Origin of the sequence: Collinsella aerofaciens, assembly GCF_039836695.1 — a bacterium.
Taxonomy (GTDB): Bacteria; Actinomycetota; Coriobacteriia; order Coriobacteriales; family Coriobacteriaceae; genus Collinsella; species Collinsella aerofaciens_BD.
Map to the genome: position 1 here is coordinate 115,281 of NZ_JBDPAC010000001.1, position 18,783 is coordinate 134,063.

The 18,783-nt window shown below is 63.7% G+C and carries 16 protein-coding genes and 1 tRNA gene; all 17 read right to left on the reverse strand.

Features of this window, described 5'->3' with window-relative positions; all coding sequences use genetic code 11:
- Positions 1-237: 237 nt before the first annotated feature.
- Complete coding sequence (gdhA, locus tag ABG996_RS00480; RefSeq protein WP_347483919.1) at positions 238-1,593, reverse strand: NADP-specific glutamate dehydrogenase; 1,356 nt, start codon at positions 1,591-1,593, stop codon at positions 238-240.
- A gap of 256 nt (positions 1,594-1,849) precedes the next feature.
- Positions 1,850-2,245, reverse strand: a complete 396-nt coding sequence (locus ABG996_RS00485) for a putative Se/S carrier protein (RefSeq protein WP_195193057.1) — start codon at positions 2,243-2,245, stop codon at positions 1,850-1,852.
- Positions 2,246-2,260: 15 nt separating this feature from the next.
- Positions 2,261-2,893: a molybdenum cofactor guanylyltransferase gene (mobA, locus tag ABG996_RS00490; protein ID WP_270225970.1), complete on the reverse strand. Its 633-nt coding sequence runs from the start codon at positions 2,891-2,893 to the stop codon at positions 2,261-2,263.
- 155 nt (positions 2,894-3,048) lie between these two features.
- A tRNA-Sec gene (locus tag ABG996_RS00495) sits at positions 3,049-3,145 on the reverse strand.
- 36 nt (positions 3,146-3,181) lie between these two features.
- Entirely contained in the window at positions 3,182-5,149 is a 1,968-nt protein-coding gene (gene selB / locus ABG996_RS00500) for a selenocysteine-specific translation elongation factor (RefSeq protein WP_347478400.1), read from the reverse strand.
- Positions 5,146-6,603: an L-seryl-tRNA(Sec) selenium transferase gene (gene selA, locus ABG996_RS00505; protein WP_347478399.1), complete on the reverse strand. Its 1,458-nt coding sequence runs from the start codon at positions 6,601-6,603 to the stop codon at positions 5,146-5,148. Before selA ends, selB begins: the two co-directional genes overlap by 4 nt.
- A 52-nt stretch (positions 6,604-6,655) precedes the next feature.
- Positions 6,656-8,773, reverse strand: coding sequence for a molybdopterin-containing oxidoreductase family protein (locus tag ABG996_RS00510; protein WP_347478398.1), 2,118 nt, complete (start codon positions 8,771-8,773; stop codon positions 6,656-6,658).
- 121 nt (positions 8,774-8,894) lie between these two features.
- The gene (locus tag ABG996_RS00515; protein WP_347478397.1) at positions 8,895-9,734 is read right to left on the reverse strand and encodes a formate/nitrite transporter family protein; all 840 of its coding nucleotides are present in this window, start codon (positions 9,732-9,734) and stop codon (positions 8,895-8,897) included.
- 39 nt (positions 9,735-9,773) lie between these two features.
- Positions 9,774-10,277 (reverse strand): hydrogenase maturation peptidase HycI, encoded by a 504-nt coding sequence (gene hycI / locus ABG996_RS00520; RefSeq protein ID WP_215693726.1) that lies wholly within the window; start codon positions 10,275-10,277, stop codon positions 9,774-9,776.
- Positions 10,277-10,858, reverse strand: coding sequence for a formate hydrogenlyase maturation HycH family protein (locus ABG996_RS00525; protein WP_347478396.1), 582 nt, complete (start codon positions 10,856-10,858; stop codon positions 10,277-10,279). Before ABG996_RS00525 ends, hycI begins: the two co-directional genes overlap by 1 nt.
- Positions 10,859-11,641 (reverse strand): NADH-quinone oxidoreductase subunit B family protein, encoded by a 783-nt coding sequence (locus tag ABG996_RS00530; protein ID WP_022095195.1) that lies wholly within the window; start codon positions 11,639-11,641, stop codon positions 10,859-10,861.
- Positions 11,642-11,643: 2 nt separating this feature from the next.
- Positions 11,644-12,360: a formate hydrogenlyase complex iron-sulfur subunit gene (locus ABG996_RS00535; protein ID WP_347478395.1), complete on the reverse strand. Its 717-nt coding sequence runs from the start codon at positions 12,358-12,360 to the stop codon at positions 11,644-11,646.
- A gap of 1 nt (position 12,361) precedes the next feature.
- Positions 12,362-14,134, reverse strand: a complete 1,773-nt coding sequence (locus ABG996_RS00540; protein WP_347478394.1) for a hydrogenase large subunit — start codon at positions 14,132-14,134, stop codon at positions 12,362-12,364.
- Positions 14,135-14,138: 4 nt separating this feature from the next.
- Positions 14,139-15,704 (reverse strand): hydrogenase 4 subunit F, encoded by a 1,566-nt coding sequence (locus tag ABG996_RS00545; protein WP_035138046.1) that lies wholly within the window; start codon positions 15,702-15,704, stop codon positions 14,139-14,141.
- 3 nt (positions 15,705-15,707) lie between these two features.
- Entirely contained in the window at positions 15,708-16,361 is a 654-nt protein-coding gene (gene hyfE / locus ABG996_RS00550) for a hydrogenase 4 membrane subunit (protein WP_347478393.1), read from the reverse strand.
- 10 nt (positions 16,362-16,371) lie between these two features.
- Complete coding sequence (locus tag ABG996_RS00555; protein WP_006234112.1) at positions 16,372-17,829, reverse strand: hydrogenase 4 subunit D; 1,458 nt, start codon at positions 17,827-17,829, stop codon at positions 16,372-16,374.
- Positions 17,830-17,845: 16 nt separating this feature from the next.
- Entirely contained in the window at positions 17,846-18,769 is a 924-nt protein-coding gene (locus tag ABG996_RS00560; protein ID WP_006234113.1) for a respiratory chain complex I subunit 1 family protein, read from the reverse strand.
- Positions 18,770-18,783 lie beyond the last annotated feature (14 nt).

Genomic DNA, 18,783 nt, shown 5'->3' on the forward strand with positions numbered 1-18,783 from the left:
TCCCCCATCTCTTCACTTGTCCAGTACTTTTAAGTGTACCAAACGAGGAGCCGCACACCGTTTTAGGACAAAATCCACCCACCCATCCATAACTTGCGGTGATATACGGACTGATTAGCCGTTCTGGGGCGCTAAACAGTCCGTATTTCACCGCAAGTTATGAGGAGTCCTCCGGGATAGAAAAGGCTCCCAGCCAGATAGCTGGGAGCCTTATCACATGCTATGTCGAGCGAAGATTTAGCAGACGCCCTGGGCGAGCATAGCGTCGGCGACCTTCAGGAAGCCGGCGATGTTGGCGCCCATAACGAAGTTGCCCTCCTGGCCATACTCCTTGGCGGTGTCGTCCACGTTATGGAACATGCCGCGCATGAGCTGCTCGAGCTTGCCGTCGACCTCCTCGAAGGTCCAGGACAGGTGCTCGGCGTTCTGGCTCATCTCCAGGCCGGACACGAGCACGCCACCGGCGTTGGCAGCCTTACCAGGCATAAAGGCAACGCCGTTCTCCTGGAAGTAGGTCGTGGCCTCGATGGTCGTGGGCATGTTCGCGCCCTCACCGACCACCTTGCAGCCGTTGGCGACGAGCGCCTGGGCGTCCTCGAGCAGCAGCGTGTTCTCGCGAGCGCAGGGCAGCGCGATGTCGCAGGGCAGCTGCCACACGCCGCGGCCGTCGCCCTCGTGCCACGTGGCATTGGGCTTCTCGTCGACGTACATAGCGAGCGTAACGCCCTTGTCGTGGCCGGAGCGCTTCTTGTTGTAGACATGCTCGAGCACGGTGTAGTCGATGCCGTCGGGATCCTCGACCCAGCCATGGGTGTCGGAGCAGGCGAGCACCTTGCCGCCGAGCTGAGAGACCTTCTGGACCGCGTAGATGGCGACGTTACCGGAGCCGTGAACGACGACGTTCTTGCCCTCGAAGGAGTCGCCGCGGCTCTTGAGGTACTCGTCCACAAAGTAGGCCAGGCCGTAGCCGGTGGCCTCGGTACGGGCGAGCGAACCACCAAAGGAGAGGCCCTTGCCGGTGAGGACGCCGCTCCACTCGTTGGTCAGGCGCTTGTACTGACCGAACAGGTAGGCAACCTCGCGGCCGCCAACGCCCAGGTCACCGGCGGGAACGTCGGTGTTGGGGCCAATGTGGCGATAGAGCTCGGTCATGAAGGACTGGCAGAAGTGCATGATCTCGTTGTTGGACTTGCCCTTGGGGTCAAAGTCGGAACCGCCCTTGCCGCCGCCCATGGGAAGGGTGGTCAGGCTGTTCTTGAGGATCTGCTCCAGGCCCAGGAACTTGAGCATGTCCAGGGTGACCGTCGGGTTAAAGCGCAGGCCGCCCTTGTAGGGTCCAATGGCAGAGTTGAACTCGACGCGGTAGCCGCGGTTGACCTGAACCTTGCCCTGGTCGTCGACCCAGGGAACACGGAACATGACGATGCGCTCGGGCTCGACGAGGCGCTCAAGCAGGGCGGCCTCCTCGTACTCGGGATGGGCGTCGAGCGCCGGCTGGATGGTGCCGAGAATCTCGGTCGCGGCCTGGATGAACTCAGGCTGCTCGGGATAGCGGGCCTTGAGCTCGTCGAGAACTTTCTGCGTGTAGCTCATGCTTCCTCCAATTGATGGAAAAGAAAAGTGTCGTTCGAGGCGCCCCATGCGCCGCGAGCTTTATCGAGTATGGATAATATCGCACTGTTGCAGCAAAGTTTCGCATAAGCCGACGAGCAGATGTTTCGTTTTGATTACGATGCAGGTAGAAGCGTTTTTGAGTGCCTGACGTGCAAAACCTGTGTTTCAAACCTGTTTCGTCCACGTGTTCCAAACCACAACAAAGGCGCCTGTCCCCAATGTGGTGGTGTGGTGGTTAGAGGACGAGCTGATGGTAGTCGGCGGGGGTTATGCGGCCCTCGGTGGCGGCGCGGAAGGCGGCAAGAGCATCGCCCGAGAACGGCATGGCCCAGCACAGCCCGCAGCCAGCGGTGATGGAACCGGGCAGCGGCATGATGCGCCCGGGCACGCCGGCATCCAGGCAAAGCTGCTCGCACTCCATCACATCGAAGGTACTGTCGAACGAAACGATAATCTTGCGCTCGTGGTCGAGGGCATCACCGGACGGGCCTTCGCGGTGTGCCTCACGATACGCCGCGGCGGCCGCTTCCTCTTCCGCAGTATGTCCACAGCCACCGCAGCCGCAGGTACAGGGCTCGGAACCATCGCAAGTGCAAGGCTCTCCCGTGTCGGGACAAATATCGTGAGACATGGCAACTCCAATCGTCTAGGCGAGTAACTCGGCCGCCGCAAACTCCTCGGGCGTATTGACGTTTTCGAAGCAGAGCGTCGAGCCCGCGGCCTTAACGATCTGCGGTTCATCCATATAACCAGCCTGAACGCGATTGATCAGGCAGCGAATGCGCTGGCGGTCGCAGGCGAGCAGCTCATGGGCGGCCGGCGCACACGCGTCACGGCGCCAGACGGCGCAAAGCGGCTCAATCCCCCGCTCCTCACACGGCACGCACACGTCGAGCGCCTCGGCCTCAACACGATCGGCGAGCGCGCCGATGAGTTCCGGCGAGACAAACGGCATATCGCAGGCGACGATCGCCACGAACGGCAATCGCGCCGCGGCCAACGAGCTCGCGATGCCGCGCATGGCACCCGCCGGCCCCTCAAGGTCCGACACTATTCGCGGCACCAGACCGCCAAACGTGCGCTCCTCAAGATAGGCAAGCTCGCTGGGGCGCGAAGTCGTCACGACCAACTCGCCGGCAACTGTCGCCAGCCGACCCAGCACGCGCTCGATGAGCGGTTCGCCGCAAAACGTCATGCGCGCCTTATCGCGGCCCATGCGTGAGGACAGCCCGCCCGCTTGGACGACGCAAGAAAGATCGACCCGTCTTACGGTAGTCATACGGCAAAACACCTCCATCGGCATGCTCGAAACCCGACACACGAAGCCAGATACCGTCGCCGATAAAGCGGGCGGCACGGCAAACCCACGCAAAAACAAAACAGCGCCTTTGCGGCACGCAGCAAGACCGCGAGCACAAAAGCGCTGGTAGCGTATGGCGGGAACGTATGTGAATCGAACACATCCAAGACGTTTTGCACGCCTCGCAACGGTTTTGAGGACCGCGGAGCCCACCGGAGCCCATCCGTTCCCAAGTGCGGAGGTATTTTACCAAACCGAGCAGCCAATCTAGCGCAGGGACCTCAGGCCGCCGGCATCCTTGTCGAGGACTGTGAAGCGTACGGCATCTAGATGCTCAAGGATGCTGATGGCGCGCTTGCGCGACACACCTAGGGCCTCGCGCAGGGCGCTCGTGGTGGCATCGCCGCCGGCTGCCTCAATAGCGGCGGCAACAAGCTCACGCGCATGGGCCTCGGCGGCAGCGGACAGGGCAACGTCGCGCTCGACCTTAACGATCGAGCGGTTGAGCGAAAGCTCGCGCAGGGCTCGCGTCATGGTGTCACGATCGAGCTGCAGTTGCTCGCCCACCTCGGGCAACGTCGGCGCATCGAGGCCAGCTTCGTCCAGCAAGGAAACGATCCGCTCGCAAGCCTCTCGCACCACGCGTGCCGCCGCGGCGGCCGAATGCGGATCGAATACCTCGGCGCCCTCGGCGGCGCACACGCCGCGCGAACAGCCCTCGGCAATCAGAGCCGCGGCAACGCCTTCATCAGCGGCAGGCCACGCAGCATGGGCAACGGCGCCGGGCGTAAAGCCCGTCTCCTTGGGAGCCGCCGCGTGCATGGCTGACAGGGTCGCCGCCAGTGCATCCATCGCGGCGTCGAGCACCGCAGCGTCCGCCAAGAGGTCCGCGTCACCCGCGGCAAGCTTGCGAACGGAGCCCTGCGCCACCAACCCACGCAGTGCGGCATCGACCTCATCGACACCAAGGTCCAAAGCCTCGGCAGCATCAACCGCCGTAACCGGCAGCGTCTGCAGCGCCAGCCAAGCGCCCACACCGCCCGCGATATCGCCGGACTCGAGCGCCGCATACAGCGAACGCTCCCCTTCGGAAAGCTCGCGCGAGCGACGGCAGCGCGAAAGCAGCACACGCCCGCCGCCAATAAGCATCACGGGTGAATAGGACAGCACCACGACATGGTCCCCGGCACGTAGCGGCAGCGAGTTTTCTAAGCGCACCTGAACAATACGGGTTTCGCCACCCGCCATGGGGGCCTCGCCCTCCATGAACATGATGCGACCGACGACCTCGGCCGTACCCGCCATCACGTGCACGCGCGCGCCCGACTCGAGCACGCGCGCCTTGGTGCCCTCGCGGCCCAGGTAGGTGAACGTCATCATAAAGCGCAACGTCTGGCCAAAGCGGTCCGCCACGCCCAGCATCTCGCCACGGTCAAGCGCCGCGACACCGTCACCAACTAGGTTGAGCGCCACACGCTGACCAGGCAGCGCGCGCGGCGTATCGCCATGCACCTGAATCCCGCGCACGCGACAGACCGTACGCGGCGGCAAAGCCATCAGCTCGTCGCCCACCGCAACCGGCGCATCGTGCAGCGTTCCCGTTACGACAGTGCCGACGCCCTTAATCGTAAAGCAGCGGTCAATCGGCAGGCGCGGCGCGGCATCGGTGCGCTCGGCACGGTCGCGGCAGGCATCCCAGCAGGCACTTACCTGCTCGTCGAGCACCGCAAGCAGCCTGTCGATCCCCTCGCCCGTCTTGGACGACACGGGCACGATCGGCGCGCCCACAAACACGGTACCCGACAAAAAGTCATCGACATCGAGCTCGGCAAGCTCGGTCATCTCGGCGTCGGCCAAGTCGCACATCGTCAGCGCGACCACCATATGCGTAACGCCCAACAGCTCCAGCACATGCACGTGCTCGCGGGTCTGCGGCATCACGCCCTCGACGGCCGAAACCACCAGCACGGCCACGTCGATACCCGTGGCGCCCTGCACCATGGCGCGCAAGTAATGCGCGTGGCCCGGCACGTCGACCAGGCCAACGATCTTGCCGCTCGGCAGCGCCAGCTCGCCAAAGCCCAGCTCCACGGTCATACCGCGACGGCGCTCAACCTCCAGACGGTCGGGATTCTTGCCGGTCAGCGCCTCGACCAGCGCCGACTTACCGTGGTCGACGTGGCCCGCCGTGCCAACGATAACGGGACACTCCACCAGCGCTTTAACCTCACTCATCGAGCAATCGCCTTCTTAACGCACGCGACGAGCGTCGTTGCCGCCGTCTCGATATCGCGGTCGCCCACGAGCGTACGCACGTCAAACAGGACGCGATCGTGCGAGGCGCGCGTGACGACCGGCGTGTCGAAATCTTGAACGAGCGAGCACTTGAGCGCGTCAACGGAAAGACGCTCATCGACAAGACGCACGGCAACGCACATGGTGGGCAGCTCGACGGTAGGCAGCGAGCCGCCGCCGGGAGTCGACGATTCCTCGACGATTTCCAGCTGCACGGCACACGGGCAGCCAGCCTTATCGAGGCCCGCCACCATCAGCTCGCGCAGCTTGCGTGCGCGACGCTCCAGATGTGTCTGCGGAAGCGTGAGCATGTTGAGCACCGGCACCTCGCGATGGGCCACATCCGCCCCATCCATGTAAATGCGCAGTGTGGCCTCGAGCGCCGCCAGTGCGAGCTTACCCGGACGCAGGGCACGCATAAGCGGATGCGACCCGCAGGCCTGGACCAGATCGCGACGGCCCATGATAATGCCCGCCTGCGCGGCGCCCAGCAGCTTATCACCCGAGCACGACACGATATCGAGTCCCGCCGAAACCGAAGCCGGCGTGGTTTCTTCGCCACCGCGCACCAAGATGTCGTCGGGCAACAGCGCCCCCGACCCCTGGTCCTCGTAGAACAGCAGGCCATGCTTGTGGGCCAGAGCAGCAAGCTCCCGAGAGCCTACCTCCTCGTGAAAGCCCTCGATGCGATAGTTGGAAGGATGAACCTTCAGGATCATGGCCGTTTCGGGCGTGATGGCGCGCTCGTAGTCGCCCAGGTGCGTGCGGTTGGTGGCTCCGACCTCGACGAGCTTGGCGCCCGAAGCCGCCATGACATCGGGGATGCGAAAGCTGCCGCCAATCTCGACAAGCTCGCCGCGGCTGACGATAACCTCTTTGCCCGCAGCGTGAGTCGCCAGCACCAGCAGCACCGCGGCGGCGTTGTTGTTGACCACAAGCGCGTCCTCGGCACCGGTAAGCGAGCGGATGAGCTGAGCGGCATGCTCCTTGCGCGACCCGCGCGAGCAGGTATCCACGCTGTACTCGAGCGTGCTGTAGCCACGCGCGACCTCGGCCACGGCCTTGGCGGCCGACTCCGCGAGCGGGGCTCGACCCAGGTTGGTATGGATAACCACGCCCGTCGCGTTGACGGCGGGGCGCAGGCTCGGCAGCGCGGAGCGGTGCGCACGCCACTCAATAGCCGAAGCCAGGTCGCGCTTAGAGCGCGGGGCGGCGCCGGCGCGAATGGCGGCGCGCTCCTCGTCGAGCTCGGCCGTCACGGCAGCATGCACCACCGCGTCGCAGGTCTCCCCCGCCGCCTTCACCACCGGCCACTCGGCAAGCAGCTCATTGACGGAAGGAATGGCGCGCAGGCGGGCGCGCACCTCATCGGACATGTTCTGGCTATCGCTCATGTGCGGCCTTTCAAATGAAACGTGGATCAGTCGAATACATCAGCTGAGTCAATTACTCGTTATTATCCTCGCGCGCCGCGATCTTTTCCACGCGAACGGCGTTTTCCTGGGTGAGCGCAGCGCCCGTCAACGGGTCCCAGCGCAGCGGCGTGTGGTCGAGCGGACCGACGCCCAGGGCCTGCCGGCCACCACTCTCAGCACCAAATGCGCGTCCGCCAGGAGCGGCCGAGGTGAAGATGCACGCCGGATGCAGATAGGGCGTCGTCTCCACGCGCACGCGGTCGCGGCCCATATCGCTCACGAGCTCGACGATCTCGCCGTCGGCGATGCCCATGCGCGCAGCAGCATCGGCATTCATCTGCACGGCATCCAAGTCGGAACCCGCCTCGGCGGCGCCAGCCGCCGCAAGTCTGCGCGAGGTATGCGACTCAAAGGGACGGTTGCCGCTAATGAGGCGAAACATCCCCGGGCCGGGCTCCACCATCGGCGCGATCCAGACTGGCACGCGTCCCATGCCGGCACGCTCCCATACGTCACTTGCCAGCGCAATCTTGCCGCCGCCAAGCGGAATCACCGGCTCACCCGTGCGCGACGGCAGCGCCACGCCCGTATCGGCCCAACCGCGCTCCTTGAGCTCGTCCAGATCGATCCCAAAAGGTGCCACCTGGGCAGCCGCAAGGTCGTCCGGCGAGAAGTCGAAGTACTCGCCCAAGCCGCAGGCCGCAGCCAACCCGGCAAAAATCTCCCGCCCCGGTCTCGTGTCGTCATGCTGCACGGGCAGCACGGCGTTGCGGTAGAACACGCGCGCATCGTTGGCGCCTGTCACCGTTCCCACGCCGCGGTCAGCCTCCAGATACGTCACGTCGGGCAGCACGAAGTCGGAAGCGCGCGCCGTCTCGGACCAGCGAATATCAATTGTCACGAGCAAGTCGAGCTGCTGCAAAATACCCAACCAAGCCTGCGCATTGCCATAGCCCGCGCCGGGGTTACTGGCATAGACGATGAGTCCACGCAAATCGCCGGCAAGAATCGACTGGCCGATGGTCGTGCACAGGCCGCGCACCGGATCGACCAGAGGATAACGCTCGGACCCCAACTTGGGCTCGCGCGGCACCGGCGGCGTCGCAAAGCGCATGGGATCAAGGTCGCCCAATACAAGCGGCGTCGGTGGGTTGAGCGCACCGCCCGCGTGTCCGATGCAGCCCAGCAACACATCGACCAAGCAGATAGCGCGCGCGGTCTGGGTGCTGTTGGCATACGCGATACCGATGCCGCCATGAAAGCCCGCATCTACCACAGAGGCAGGCGCGGCGGCAGCCAGATCGCGCGCCGTCGCGACAATATCCGCGGCCGGCACGTCGCACATCGACTCGGCCCACTCAGGCGTCCAAACAGCAGCCTCCTGCGCCAGCTCATCAAACCCCGTGGAATAGCGGGCAACAAACTCACGGTCGTACAAGTCCTCGGCAATGAGCACATGTGCAATGCCCAGTAGCAAGGCCAAGTCGCAGCCCGGGCGCACGCGCAACCAGCGGTCGGCAAGCGCCGCAGAGCCACTGCGCCGCGGGTCCACGACAATGATTTTCGCCCCGCGCCGGCGTGCGTCATTCAAGGCGTCGACTGCCCCCATCGTCGACGAATCGACAATGGAACGCCCCAGGTACATGATGCAATCGGTGTGCGCCAGGTCGGAGGCGGGACTATAGCCCAGGCTGTGCTCCCAACCGGTAAGTCGGCTTACCTCGCAGGCACCGTCGGCACCGTACACGTTGGGCGAACCCAACGCATGCATAAGGCGATAGGCCCAGTAGCGGTCGAACGAGGGCACGCCGAGCGTCATGCCCAGCGCGCGCGGACCATGCCCGTCAACAATCCCCAAAAGGCGCTCCGCGATCTCCGAAAACGCCTCGTCCCAGCTCACCGCATCAAACCCCGAGCCATCCCGGCGGCGTCGCATGGGGTGCACAATGCGGTCACGCTCGTCAAACGGCATTGCCAGGCGATGCCGTCCGCGGGCGCACAGGGCACGCGCCGCGCACGGATGCCCCGGCACCGGCAACTCGGCCACCACACGCCCATCCTCAACATGGGCCGCAAAGGCGCAATCGGCATAGCATCCCCCGCATGTGGTCACCACGGCGCGACCGTCACGCTTCACAGCAGATGCCATCTCGATTACCCCTTTCATCAGCCAAACACAACAGGCCAAAAGCCCGGCAACGAGCCCCAGACCCAAAAAGCCTCCCGCACGGCAATGCCCCGCGGGAGGCCAACGTCAAACAGGCGGTACCTTACGCCTCGGACTTCTTGGCGTAGACAAACCAATAGCCGAGCGCGATCAGAACCGCACCGCCCACGATGTTGCCCAGCGTGGCGGCGGATAGGTTAAACGCAATACCCGCGACGTTGAGCGCATCGGCCCCGGCAACCTTGGCACCATAGCCGCACGCGTGCATCACGGCACCCATGGGCAAAAAGTACATGTTGGCAACGCAGTGCTCAAAACCGCAGGCCACAAAGGCAGCGATGGGCAGCAAAATGCCCACAACCTTATCGACCACGGTCTTACCGGCGGTACCGATCCACACGGCCAGGCACACAAAGATGTTGCACAGGATGCCACGGAAGAAGATCGTCACCCAGTCGATCGTCACCTTGCCGGCGGCGACGCTCACCATGGAGTTGGCGACCGCCTCGCCGTTGAGTTTATAGATGCCGGCCATGTACACCAAAAAGACGATGAACAGAGCACCGACAAAATTGCCGACCCACACGACGACCCAGGCCTTAAGCATCTGGACAAGGGTGATCTTTTTGCTCTTGAGCGCGCAGACCATAAGAGAATTGCCGGTGAACAACTCGGCGCCACACACCAGTACCAGCACCAGGCCCAGGCAAAAGCACAGGCCGCCCACGACGCGCTGGGCACCCCAGCCGAGCGTGCTATCGCTCAAGAACACGGTAAAGAACAGGCCACCGAAGGCGATAAACGCGCCGGCGAACATTGCCAACAGAAAGGCCTTGGCGACCGGCAGGTTAGCCTTGGTCACGCCGGCGGTCTCGGTCTTGGCCTCGATCGCGGCGGGCGCCAGGCAATCGGGAGCGGGGTACTCCACCTTGGAATCTGCCATGTCAATCACTTCTTTCCTAATCAGCAGGAACAAGCGCTCCTATTGCTCTTGCCCCAAGCGGACAAAGTGGGAAAAGTCGTTGGCGGCCACGGCGTCGTACACGGCGTCGACGGCCTCAAAGACTTCCGGGGACATGGGGTTGTAGAACTCCGTGTCGCCCGGCTGAATCCCGACGAAGACGATATCATCACACGATTGCTCAATCTCTTCGATCAGAATCGACAAAGGAAGCGAATGCGTGGTGAACATCGATTTGCGCGCGACGTCGGTCTTATCGAGCAAGCGGATGGCGCCGACGGGCAGCGCCATGTCGGCGGCATCGACCAAAACCAAACGCGGCGGACGCTCGCGCTTGACCTCGATGATGTCATCCTCGGGCGTCTGACCGCCGTCGATGGTGTACCAACCGGCGATAGGCGTGTCCTCCATCTTTTTGGAGAGCACGGGGCCGGCGGCATCGTCGGCGCGCAGCACGCTTCCCGCCGTGAGCACGATACCCGCAAATGGGGCGCCGTTCACACGACCATCCACAACGCGACCCATTACTGCAACCTTCCCGTCAGATACACGCCCGACACATCGCGCACGCGCTCAACCAGATCGCGAAACTTCATTAAGAACGCGACCTGCTGGGCATGCAGGCCAAAGTCGTCGTCGAACACCGAGATGCCGGCCTTGGCCGAACCGCGAAAACCGCGCTCGTCGAGCAGCATATCGCAGGCCTCGAGCAGCGACGGCACCGCCGCCTTGTCGAGCTGGCACTCGCCAAAGGAGTGGATGGCCTCGAACTTGGTTTTGGCCTCCCCCTCCGGCAACGCATCGACGAGCGAATAGAACACATCCACCGGCACCGACAGGCGCGGCTCAAAGCAGTCGAGCACGCCGGTGTGGTGGCCCACGGCGAGCGTGTAGTACAGCACGTCGCAGGCCTCCTGGGGAACGTCTTCCTCGGTCTCCACAAACTTACGCGTGAGCTCGTAAAAGACCACCTGGTCGGGCGCGTGGCCCAGGCAGGGGTCGGCGACGCCCTCGGCGGCCTCGTCGCTTGCGCGCGAGGCATCGCCAAAAGAGCCGCCGAGCATACCGGGGCCCGCAAAGTAACCAGAGCGGTCCGTGAGCTCCATCTAGCGACCTCCGGCCAGCACCAGATCCTGCAGCGCCGAGTACACCTCGACGCGGCGCGGATCATCTTGCTTGTCGATGAGCAGCGCCATGGCACCGCGGATATCGCCCTTGGGCGCGCCCTCGAGCGTATCCATAAACTCATTGGCCAGGTCGCGGCCGTAACGATAGCCGCTCATGGCGCGAGCCTCGCGCTCAATGGCAACGCGCAGCTTGTACGGCACGCCGGGATGCAGGATATCGGCCTGCTCGCCGGCGGCCTCCACCGTGGTCTCGGCATGGAGCTTTTGGTCCAGCAGACCGAGCGCCATGGCAAAGCCGTAGATGGTCTGCGCGGGGCTGGGCGGGCAGCCGGGGATGTAGACATCGACCGGCAGAATCTTGTCCGTGCCGCCCCAGACGCAATAGTTGTCGTAGAAGATGCCACCGGTGCAGCCGCACGCGCCATAGGACACCACGATCTTAGGATCGGGTGCGGCCTCAAAGGCGCGCAGGGCCGGCATGCGCATGGCACGCGTCACGGCACCGGTGTACAGCAGCACATCGGCGTGACGGGGCGAGGGCACGACCTTGATGCCAAAGCGCTCGACGTCGAAGACGGGCGTGATGGAACCGAAGATCTCGATCTCGCAGCCGTTGCAGCCGCCGCAGTCAACACGGTAGACATACACCGAGCGCTTGATCTTCTTAAGAAGGGTCGCCTTGGCTTTCTCGATGCTCTCGTCGAGCTCGATCTTGGTCGGGCGGTACTGAAGCCGCTCGGGCAAAAGCGTGGGTTCGGCCATGGTTACTCCTCCTTCGTATCAAAATCCATGATGATGCCCTCGACCGGCGCAGGACCGGCGGGAATCTCGGGCGCATCGGGGTTGAGCTCGCGGTCGATATACTCCGGGTTCACGCCGTGGCCGCCCAGATACTCCATGCCGGGGCCCTGGGGCTCGCCGGACGCAAGCGTCTCGTTGGCAGCCATGCCGTGTGCGTTGCCGGTCTTTACGGCCGAGACGGCGCGCAGGGCGTCGAGCTCGCGCTTGCACTCCTGGCACATACCGACGGTACGGGCGGCCTGCTCGGCCTCCATGCCGCCGGCCTTTTGCAGCAGGCGCTTGGCGTAGTCGATTTCCTTGTGCGGGGCAAACGGCTTGCCGCAACGCGAGCAATGCTCGAGCGTATAGACGCTCTTGCTGGTGAGGTCATCCTTGCTCATGACGGCCAGTTCAAACTCCTCGGTGAGCTTGATGGCCTCCATGGGGCAGGCTTCCTCGCAGCGGCCGCAAAAGATGCAGCGGCCGTAGTCGATCGACCAGGTAATGGTATCGGCCGCAAGGTCGGTGTCCATGCGAATGGCATCGGCCGGGCACGCCACGCCGCAGGCACCGCAGGCGATGCAGAGCTCGGCATTGTGCTCGGGCTTGCCGCGCATGTCCTTGTTGGTGGGAAACGGCGCAAACGGGTACTTAACCGTCGCGTCGCCGGCCTTGGCGTTAACCTTCCAAAGCTTCAGCATATTAGAGCGCCTCCTCATCGAGCGGAGCGGCCATGGTGCCCTCGCCCGCAAGCGGCGACTTGTCGCGCCAGACGTTCTCGAACTGCTCCTTATCGAGCACGTGGTCGCGCTTGGCGGCGACATCGGTCACCGTCACGCGGTCGGTGCAGGAGTAGCACGGGTCGAGCGAGCCGACGATCAACGCAGCGTCACCCACGGTGTTGCCGCGGAACATGTAGCGCAGGACCGGCCAGTTGCTGTACGTGGCGGCCTTGGCGCGCCAGCGGTAGCACTTCTGGTTGTTGCCGAGCATGGCCCAGTGCACGTCCTCGCCGCGCGGCGCCTCGGTGGCGCCGATGGCGTACTTGTGCGGGGTGTACTCCCAATCCGTGGTGAGGATGGGGCCCGACGGGCAGTTCTCGAGCATGGTCTCGATCATGTCGATCGAATCATAGACCTCCTGGATGCGAACGGCGGTACGGCCGAAGGCATCGCAGGTGTCGGCCGTGGCGGCGTGCATCTTTTGGACGTCCGGATCGGCGTAGCCGTCGAAGGGATGGTCAAAGCGCACGTCGCGGGCATAGCCCGAGCCACGCATGAGCGGGCCGACCGGCGAGAAGTCGCGTGCGATCTTGCGATCCAAGATGCCGATGCCACTCGTACGCTCAATGAAGTTGGGCGTGGAGAGCAAGACGTCGACGAGTTCCTGAACCTCGGAGCGCAGCTGGTGGATGGTCGTGAGCGTGGAGAGCTTCTGCTCGGCCAAAATGTCGCGACGCACGCCGCCGATCACGTTGAGGCCGTAGGTCTTGCGGTGACCGGAGAGTTTCTCGGCCAGGTCCATGGACTTCTCGCGGACGCGGAAGAACTGCTGGAAGCCGGAGTCGAAGCCCGTGTAGTGCGACGCCAGGCCAATGTTGAGCAGATGCGAGTGCAGACGCTCGACCTCGAGCATGATGGCACGGATGTACTGGGCGCGCGGCGGGACATGAATGCCCTGGGCGCGCTCGACGGCCTCGGAATAGGCCACCGAGTGGGCGCAGCCGCAGATGCCGCAGATGCGGTCGGCGAGGAACGTCACAGCGTCATAGTTCAGGCGCGTCTCGGCGACCTTCTCCATGCCGCGGTGCACGTAGAACAGACGGTAGTCGGCGTCGACGATCGTCTCGCCCTCGACAAACAGGCGGAAGTGGCCAGGCTCATCGGAGGTAATGTGCAGCGGGCCCATGGGGACGAGCGTCGTCTCCTTGCCCTTGGTATCGGCCAAGAACTCGTAGTTTTCCATGTCGCTCGCGGGAGCGGGACGGAAACGGTAGTCCATGGAGTCCTTGCGCAGCGGGTACAGGCCGCTGGGCCAGTCATCGGGCAGCACCAGGCGACGACGGTCGGGCAGACCCTCGGGGATCAGGCCGAACATGTCGCGCAGCTCGCGCTCGCCCCACACGCAGGCGGGGACGAACGGCGTCACGGACGGGAACGTCATCTTGGCGGGATCGACCTCGGTGCGCACGGTCACCCAGCCGGGGTCCTCCCCCTCCATGGAGATGACGTAGTACACGGCGTAACGGCCGCACAGGCTGCGCTCATCGTTGCCGATGATCACGGGAATCCAGCCGTAGCGCTCGTAGTACAGGTAGTGGACGGCCTCGGGCAGCTTGTCCTGCTTGACGGTAATCGTCAGCTGGTCCTCGCACTGCCATTCGACCTTCTCGATAGCGCCCGGCACTGCAGCACGCAGGGCCTCGACGTGGCTTTCGCAGCGACGAGCGTAGTCCTTCTTTTCAGGTTCTGCCATGGTGCTAATTCACCTCACTTGTCTTGGTCTGGGAACTGAACACCATGCGGTAGAGAGGGGCCTCGTGGAGCTCTTCGACGCTCTGGTTCAAAACGACGGACGTTGCATCCTCGACGCCGCTCGTGATGGCGACCGGGGTGGCGATACCGAACCACATGACCACGATCGCGAGGGCGATCTCGGGGATGATCATGAGGGCGGGCACCTCGTGGCGCTTCATGCCCTCGGGCGCCTTGCCGAAGATGGACTTGAGCGCGATGCCGGTAAGGGCGAAGTACACGCCGGTGAGGCCGATGGCCACGAGCACGACCACCCAGATGGGACCGGACTGAACGCCGGCCACGAAGGTGAGGAACTCGGAGATGAACAGGGCGAACGGCGGGAAGGCGGCGAGCGCGAGCAGGGCGATGATGGTGAGCGCTGCCGTGACGGGAGCGATCTCGACGACGCCCTTGATCTTGTTCAGGTCGCGGGTGTGGTAGATGTGCTGGATGTTACCGGCCATGCAGAAGGCGAGCGCCTTCGTGAAGCCGTGGAAGATGCAGTGCAGCAGGCAGGCGGCGATACCGAGCGGGCCACCGATACCCAGGCACAGCGCGACCACGCCGACGTTGTCGACGGAGGAGTACGCGAAGCGGCGCTTGATATCGTCCTGCTTGAAGATGCACAGGGCAGCCACCAGGATGGACAGCGTGCCCAGGATGAGCAGGAGCGTTCGCGGATAGGTGTCGCCCACCGTGATGATGGACAGGGAGTAGAAGCGGATGATCACCAGCATGGCGCACTTGAGCAGCACGCCCGAGAGCAGCGCGGAGACCGGGCTCGGAGCCTGGGAGTGCGCGTCGGGCAGCCAGGTGTGCATGGGAAACAGGCCCGCCTTGGTGCCGAAGCCGATGACGATGAACGCGAACGCGAGGCGCACGAGCATCGGGTCGAACTGGTCGGCGTAGGGCATGATGGAGGTGAGGAAGGCGGCCTCATGCGCGTTGGGCATGATATCGGCGGCGTTCGCGTAGATGAGCAGCGTGCCGAACAGGCCGAAGGCCACACCGGCGGTGCAGACCATCGCGTACTTCCAAGACGCCTCGAGCGCCTGCTTGTTCTTGTAGATGCCCACGAGGAACACGGTCGACAGCGTAGTGGCCTCGACCGCCGCCCAGGTGAGGATGATGTTGTTGGACAGGCAGGCGAGCAGCATCGTGAAGACGAACAGGCTGAACAGCGCGTAGTACTGCTTGGTGCGCTCGGCCGGCATGGTCTTCTCCTCGATATCGATCTTGATATAGGAGATGGAGTACACGCCGGTGATGAACCCGATGATGCCTACCAGAAGGACGAAGATCGACGAGAGCGAATCGAGATGGAGCCACAGGCCCAAAGCGTCGATATTCTGCCCGCTCGAGAGCATGGTTCCCGCGGTGACGACCGAAAGGACGAGGGTCGCCGCGACGGAGATGGTGTTGAGCCCCGCAAAGACGCTGTAGGACGTCGTCTTGGGGAGCGCAGCCATAATCAGGGAGAACACGAGGGGACAAGCGAGCAGGGCGACCGTCAGCATTGAAACATCCATGGCCTACCCCTTCAATTCGGTCAGGTCGTGGGAGTCGAGCGACTTGGTGTCGTTCCAGATCCTCACGACGACGGCGGACATGATGATGACGGCGAAAATGGCGTCGGTGGCGATGCCGATCTCGATGATCTCGGGGGCCGTGGGCGCGAGCAGGGCGAGCGTCACGTGGCTACCGTTCTCCATAAGGCAGTACCCGAAGATTTGCTTGAGGATGTTGCGCTGGGAGATGATGCACGTGAGGCCGACGAAGAAGTGCGCGAAGCTGATGGCGAGGGCCGGAGTAGCCACCTCGGCGGTGGGCAGGCTCAGGCGCGTGACCACCGTGAAGCAGATGGCCACCTCCAGACCGGTGAGGATGATGGTCCAGGCCGGCTTGATGGAGGAGGTCAGCGTGCTATCGGCAGGCGAACCCATCTTTTTGTAGGCACGGTTGAGAATGAACGGAACGAGGATCACCTTGGTGACGAAGGCCGACGCGGCCCACATGAGAAGCTCGGTGGCACCGGTGGTGAGGCCCAGGGTGAGCAGCACGCCCACCAGGACAACCGACTGGATCGCGTACCACTTAATGGCGGACGGGATGGTCTTCGAGACGACCACCATGGTGGAGGTCACGATCAGAAGACCGCCCAGGATATTGACTAACGAATAACCCATGTCCTACCTCCTAACCCATCCAACTAGAGGACAGAGGACCGGCGACGACGACCATGATCATGAGGACGACGAACACGAACGCCATGGCGCGCGGAAGGGGCTGGCCGGCGGCCACGGTCTCGCTCGGCTCACCGGGCAGGACCTTACCCATCCAACGCAGGAACCATGCGAAGGTGGCGACGGTCTCGACGACCATGACGCACACGAGGACAAAGATGACCGTGTTGGTAGCACCAACCGCGAAGCCACCGGAAATGATCTGGAACTTGGAAAAGAACGTGCTCATGGGGGGCACGCCGGCGATAGCGGTCGCGGCGACCGCAAAGCCCACGCCCGTGACCGGGTACTTCTTCATGAGGCCCTGGATCTTGGGCAGCATACGGGTTCCCAGCGTGAAGCTGAGAGAGCCAGCGATGAGGAAGAACAGGGTCTTGGTGAACGCGTGGTTGAAGATGTGCTCGACGGCGCCGTTAAACGCCATCTGGCTTCCGAACACGGAGAGGCCCAGGCCAAAGAACACGTAGGCGAGCTGCGCGATCGTCGAGAAGGCGAGCAGGCGCTTCATATCCTTCTGGGGCAGGTACATGAGGAAGCCGAAGAGCATGGTCACGACGGCGTCGATGATGGCGACCCAACCGACGATCTCGGGGATATCGCCGGCGCTCGCAAGAGCGCGGGCGAACACGCACACGCCGACCTTAACCATGGACGCGCCATGAAGGTAGGCGGAAACGGGCGTGGGGGCCTCCATTGCGGAGGGCAGCCACATGTAGAGCGGGAACTGGGCGGACTTGGCCCAAGCAGCGAACAGGATGAGCAGCAGCACGACGGTCTTCATACCGGAATCGAGCTGGGAGATCGCGCTCAGCGCGAACGTGCCGGTTCCGGCGAACAGGAAGGCCGCGCCGATGTAGAGTCCCAGAGCGCCGATATGGGTGATGATGAGCGCCTTCATACCGGCCTTCTTGGCCGTGGGCGTCATGTAGTAGCTGATGAGGCCCCAGGAGCACACACCGGTGATCTCGAAGAAAACGAGCTGGCCGACGATGGTGGAGCTGTAGGCGAGACCGGCCATGGCGCCGATGAACGTGGAGAAGTACACGTAGAAGCGACGACGGGGCGCGTCGGGATGCTCCTTATTCTTATCGCTCATGTACGGGAACGAATAGATGACGACGAGCAGGCCGATAGCGACGAACGCGGGTGCGAGCAGCGTGCTCATCCGGTCGAATATGAAGCCCATGACCAAGGTCTGGCCCATACTCGCCCAGGTTACATCGACCGCGTTCATGCCGTTTCCGGCAAACGTCGCGGCCAAGCCAACGGAAGCGACCGTGGCGATGCCGCCGGCAAAGGCGCAGATCCATTTAGCGTAGGGACGCGGCAGCATGACGATGAGCAGGGAGCCCAGCATGGGGACGGCGATCGCCACCATGGCAAAGAGGGACAAGCTCGATTCGATTGACATAGTTTCTCCCTTCTCCCTACACGCCTACGACGACGAAGACGAACGCGAGGACCGCGATGCCGACGACGGCCCAGGTCTGGTTACCGAGCACCTTGAAGCGCGAACGGGAAACGGAGTTCTCGAGCACGCCGCAGACGACGAAATCGACCAGGCACTTGACGAGGAAGACGACGGCGCCCACGAGAGCGGTGACGCCGATGGTCGCGGGCTCTCCCCAGGGGATGAAGATGGAGGTGAACCAAGCGACGACCACGACCTGCTTCATGCCCATGGCGAGCTTCATCATGGCCAGGGACGGGCCGGAGAGCTCGGCGAGCGGGCCCTCCTGGAGCTCCTGCTCGGCTTCGGCCTGATCGAACGGAAGCTTGCCGAGCTCCATGTAACAGGCGGCCGCGAAGGCGACGCCGGCGAGGATAACGGCGACGACGCTCGAGACGTTGCCCGTAACGATGTGCTGACCCATGGTCGCAATGTCCGTGGAGCCGCACACGATGGCGACGGTGAACAGCGCGATGAGCATGGACGGCTCGATGAGCACGCTCATGAGGAGCTCGCGGATACCGCCGAAGCCCGCGTAGGCGTTGGAGGAATCCACGCCGGACAGCGCGAAGAAGAAGCGGGACAGCGCGAGCGCGTACATGATGGTGATGGCGTCACCAAAGACGGGCATGGGGCTCTGGAGCGTGAACATGGGCAGGCCCATGGCGAGCATAAACGACACCGCGAGGAACAGCGGCGGCATGATGCGCAGCACGAAGCTCGAGTCGGAACTCACGGACTCGGGACGCGCCATGAGCTTCGCGAGGTCCCGGTAATCCTGAAGGATGGACGGACCGCGGCGATTGTGCATCTTCGCGCGAATCACACGGGCGAGGCCGGAGAAGAAGGGCGCGACCAGCATGACCACGAGGCCCTGCGCCATCGCAAGAACGATGTTCATAATATCCTCTCCCC